1 protein-coding gene and 1 pseudogene are annotated in these 1,354 nt (G+C 32.2%); both read right to left on the reverse strand.

The window, feature by feature from the left end:
• Nucleotides 1-485: pseudogene (locus EG240_RS16335) on the reverse strand (hypothetical protein); the annotation flags it as partial.
• A gap of 49 nt (nucleotides 486-534) precedes the next feature.
• The coding region (locus tag EG240_RS16340) for a type IV secretory system conjugative DNA transfer family protein (RefSeq protein ID WP_148096371.1) at nucleotides 535-1,354 on the reverse strand (820 nt) is incomplete at its 5' end.

Raw genomic sequence — 1,354 nt, forward strand, 5'->3', positions numbered from 1 at the left:
ACTTGCTTTGCTATGCTCACTTTCATCCGCTGCGAGTGGTTCACTTTATCCGTTCTATCCATGTTAGCTTTAGTAGAGAAATTACGTGACTTTATATATCCTTTTTTATCTGCTAAAGGATTTTGTTGTAAATCTGCAGGTGCAGTAGATAGGCTCGAACTTTTACTTGATGTTCCATTACTGTAATTGTAATGTAGTTTTGAGATTTCTGAACTTGTCTCCAAAATGAAATCATAGGATTTCTCTTCTGTGGTTTGTACAAAAAGATTACTCTGTTTAAGATCCTTTTCAAGGGCTTGGATGAAAAGGAAAGTTCCTTTATTCTCAATAAAATATTGATTGGGATTCGATACTTGGAACAGTTTAATATCGCTATCAAACTCCAATCTGATAAACTTATTATCATTAATTCTTAAAGTATCAACTTGAGCATAAGTATTTAATGATAAAAAAAATGAAATAATTTTAATTCTGTTAATTTTCATATTTAATTAATAATATAAAACAAAAGCATTGTCATTTTTGACAATGCTTTTAGGATAAAATGTTTTTTGCTTCTCTTATGATTGTATCATAATTGTATTCGATTTCTTCAACAGTTACATTCTTTTTAGGAATTCCCTTAGTCTGTATATCTGGATAAGAAAATCGCATTTGTTGACTTTCACCATTTGAAATGACAACAAATTCACCTTCTTTTAATTTCATAAAATCATTCTGTCGGATCTTTCGAACTTCCTTCTTACTAAGATTAACTCCTTTCTGAGTTCCGAATATTCCTTCTTGATCTTTTGAAATACTTCGAGCATCCACTTCGATTAACTCGGTATATTGCTCATAAAATTTTGCAGTTTCGGGATCATTAGCTTTTCCAAAAATCTGAATAGATAAATTGGATAAAATCTCTTTAAATTGATTCACTCCTCCATATTGATTGTAACCCTGCGTAACATCTTGCGCACAATATATGGTTGCAATATTGTAACTCCTCATGGTTGCTGGGATACGAGCCATATTGAGTAATTTTATAGTAGGTGCTTCATCAATCAAAAGAAAGGATTGCTTTAAGTCCCTCTGCATCATCTGTTTGGTAATAGTATGCAAAGTAGATGCCACTAAGGGAGTTACACTTTCTTCTTTGCTTGGATCATTCAGAATAGAGACAATTTTTCGATTCGAATCATGGTTGATATTCAAATTAAAATCATTGGAACTAAAGACCCAAAAGAAATTTGGAGTAGCAATTTTTCGCAAAGAATTTATTAAAGTTGAAAGTACACCAGCCGTTTGTTTATTGGATAGAACGGATAAAGTGAACCACTCGCAGCGGATGAAAGTGAGCATAGCAAAGCAA

The sequence above is a fragment of the Paenimyroides tangerinum genome (genome assembly GCF_003865405.1).
Taxonomy (GTDB): Bacteria; Bacteroidota; Bacteroidia; order Flavobacteriales; family Flavobacteriaceae; genus Flavobacterium; species Flavobacterium tangerinum.